The 3,475-nt window shown below is 75.1% G+C and carries 2 protein-coding genes; both read right to left on the bottom strand.

Annotation, left to right across the window (positions count from 1 at the left end; translation table 11 throughout):
* Positions 1–2,350 (bottom strand): cysteine--tRNA ligase (gene cysS / locus HGA02_RS20460; RefSeq protein WP_343035472.1); only part of this gene is annotated, 2,350 nt, incomplete at its 3' end.
* A 409-nt stretch (positions 2,351–2,759) separates the two neighbouring features.
* Positions 2,760–3,475, bottom strand: a 716-nt coding sequence (locus HGA02_RS13385; protein ID WP_484482052.1) for a type III PLP-dependent enzyme domain-containing protein, incomplete at its 5' end; no start/stop codon positions are given.

Below are 3,475 nucleotides of genomic sequence, written 5' to 3'. Positions count from 1 at the left end.
CCTGCTCGATCACGTCGCCGTCGCGCGTGACGCGCAGCAGGCGCAGCGACGACGACCCGCCCCACTGGGACGCACCGAGCACGTCGCCCTCGCCGCGCTGCTCGAGGTCGAAGCTCGCGAGCGCGAACCCGTCGGACGTCCGCGCGAGCGTGTCGACGCGCTCCGCCGCGGGCGTGCCGGGCTCGGCCGTCGACACGAGCAGGCAGACGCCCGGTGCGGTGCCGCGCCCGATCCGGCCGCGCAGCTGGTGCAGCTGCGACACGCCGAACCGGTCGGCGTCGAGGATCACCATGACGGTCGCCTCGGGGACGTCGACGCCGACCTCGACGACCGTCGTCGACACGAGCACCGGCACGCGCCCGGACGCGAAGTCCGCGAGCGCACGGTCCTTCTCGTCGGGCGGCATGCGCCCGTGCAGGACCCCGACCCCGAGACCGGACAGCGCGGGCTCCTCGGCGAGCTCGGCCGCGATTTCGAGCACGGCGCGCAGCGGACGGCGGGGGGTGGTCGGCCCGGCCTCGTCCTCGGGTGCGTCCTCGCGGACGAGGTCCGCGTCGTCGGCGCCCTGGTCGTCGTCGCCGTCGATGCGCGGGCACACGACGTACGCACGGCCGCCCTTGTCGACCTCCTCGCGCACGCGCGCCCACGTGCGCGACATCCAGACGGGGTTGTCCGCCGGCACGACGTGCGTCACGACGCCGCTGCGACCCGCGGGCACCTCGCGGAGCACCGACGTCTCGAGGTCGCCGAACACGGTCATCGCGACGGTCCGCGGGATGGGCGTCGCCGTCATCACGAGCAGGTGCGGGCTCGTGGACGCCTTGGCGCGCAGCGTGTCGCGCTGCTCGACGCCGAACTTGTGCTGCTCGTCGACGACGACGAGCCCGAGGTCGGCGAACTGCACCGTGGCCGACAGCAGCGCGTGCGTCCCGACGACGATCCCCGCGGCACCGCTCGCCGCGTCGAGCAGCGCGGCCTTGCGCGCGGCGGTCGACTGCGAGCCGGTGAGCAGCACGACGCGCGTGGCGGTGTCGGCGCCGCCGAGCATGCCGCCCTCCGCGAGGTCCCCGAGCAGCGCGCGCAGCGACCGGGCGTGCTGCGCGGCGAGCACCTCGGTCGGCGCGAGCAGCGCGGCCTGGCCGCCGCCGTCGACGACCTGGAGCATCGCGCGCAGCGCGACCATCTCGGTCCGGGCCACGACGAGGTCGCCCGACGCGAGCGCGCCGTTGCCGAGCCGCAGGTGCTCGTGCACGACCGCGAGCGCGGCGGGCACGTTGAGGTCGTCGTCCATCGCGGCGACGAACGCGTCGGGCAGGTCGGCCTTGGCGACCTCGTCGAGGTCCGCGGCGCCGACCTTCTCGGCCGCGCGCTCGACGAACCCGGCGAGCCGGTCCCACGTCGCCTCGGCCTCGCGCAGCGAGTCGTCGGTCCACTCGAGCATCGAGCGGTACTGCACGGCCGTGAGCGCGTACCGGAGCACGGCCGCCCGCACGCCCTGGAGCACGACGTCGACGAGCAGCCCGTTGCCGAGCGACTTGCTCATCTTCGCGCCGCCCTGCGTGACCCAGCCGTTGTGCAGCCAGTACTGCGCGAACCCGTACCCCGCGGCGTGCGACTGGGCCTGCTCGTTCTCGTGGTGCGGGAACCGCAGGTCGAGCCCGCCGCCGTGGATGTCGAACGCGTCGCCGAGGTACCGCCGCGCCATCGCGGAGCACTCGAGGTGCCAGCCCGGTCGCGCACGGCCCCACGGGGTGTCCCACGACGCGCTCGTGGGCTCGCCCGGCTTCGGCGACTTCCAGAGCGCGAAGTCCCGCGCGTCACGCTTGCTGATGCCCGACGCGTCGTCGGGCGCGGGGACCATGTCGTCGACCCGCTGGTTGGTGAGCGCGCCGTACTCCGGGTAGGAGCGGACGTCGAACCACACGTCGCCCGGTCCGGTCGTGTAGGCGTGGCCGGCGTCGACGAGCCGGTCGACGAGCTCGACCATCGCGGGGACGTGCCCGGTCGCGCGTGGCTCGTAGGTCGGCGGCAGGACGCCGAGCGCGTCGTACGCGGCCGTGAACGCGCGCTCGTTCGTCGCGGCCCACGCCCACCACGGCTCGCCCGCGTCGGCGGCCTTCGCGAGGATCTTGTCGTCGATGTCGGTGACGTTGCGGACGAGCGTGACGCGGTGGCCCGTGCGGCGCAGCCAGCGCACCAGCACGTCGAACGCGACGCCGGACCGGACGTGGCCGATGTGCGGGGGCGCCTGGACGGTCGCGCCGCACAGGTAGATGCCGACCTCGCCCGCGGTGAGCGGGACGAAGTCGCGCACCGTGCGGGTCGCGGTGTCGAACAGGCGCAGGGTCACGCCCGTCATCGTACGGGGACGGAGGGGAGGCGCGGAGTGACGTGGAAGGTGACGACCGCAGGTCGTCGCCTGGAACAGCACGCAGCGACTCCCCGACCGACGGCACGGAGGGGAGGCGCGGAGTGGCGTGGAAGGTGACGACCGCAGGTCGTCGCCTGGAACAGCACGCAGCGACTCCCCGACCGACGGCACGGAGGGGAGGCGCGGAGTGACGTGGAAGGTGACGACCGCAGGTCGTCGCCTGGAACAGCGCGCAGCGACTCCCCGACCGACGAGCACAGGCTACTCACGCGGGGTCGGTCCCCGCAGGGCCGCTCGGCAGGGGCACGCGACGTCACCGCGCGACGGCACGCCGCAGCACCGTCGGCGCCCGCCGGACGTCGCTGCCCGCCGGACGTCGCTGCCACGCTCAGCCGAAGGTGCGGCCCTCGCCCCGGTACGTCGGCACGGTCGCCTCGACGGACGTGCCGCGCACGAGGTGCACGTCGGAGAACCGCTCCATGACCTCGCCGGCCTTGGCGTGCCGGAACCACACGCGGTCCCCGACGCGCAGGTCGGCGCCCGACGACAGCCGCAGCGGCGTCTGCACCTCGCCCGCACCCTCGCGCCCGGTGAGCGCGAGGCCGCCCGGCCACACGGGGCGCGGCAGGCGCGTCTTCACGGCCGGGCCGGACGCGACGTACCCGCCGCCGAACACGGTCGCCCAGCCGGGCCCGGGGACGCGGACGACGTCGAGGCCGAAGAACGCGGCGGGACGCGGCTCGAACGCGTGGTACCGGTCGAAGAGCGTCGGCACGAACAGACCCGAGCCGGCGGTGACCTCGGTGACCGTGCCGTCGGAGACGCTCGTCTCGACCGACCCGGACCCGCCCGAGTTCACGAGGTCGAGCGGGTGCCCCACGGCGTCCTGCACGGCCTCGACGACGGCCGCCCGGCGCACCGCGAGGTCGGCGACGGACAGCCGCTTCACGGCCCGCACGGCGGGGCTGGTGTCGGGCAGGCCCGCGACCTGCGCCTCGTAGAACATGACGCCGCGCACGACGAGCGGTCCACGGGCCTCGACGGCGGCGGCGAGCACGGCGGCGTCGGCGGCGGAGTGCACCGGGGAGCGGCGGACGCCGAGGT

Origin of the sequence: Cellulomonas septica (assembly GCF_012396155.1) — a bacterium.
GTDB lineage: Bacteria > Actinomycetota > Actinomycetes > Actinomycetales > Cellulomonadaceae > Cellulomonas > Cellulomonas septica.
Note: the sequence above shows the minus strand (reverse complement) of the source record. Positions and strands in the feature narration are given on the sequence as shown.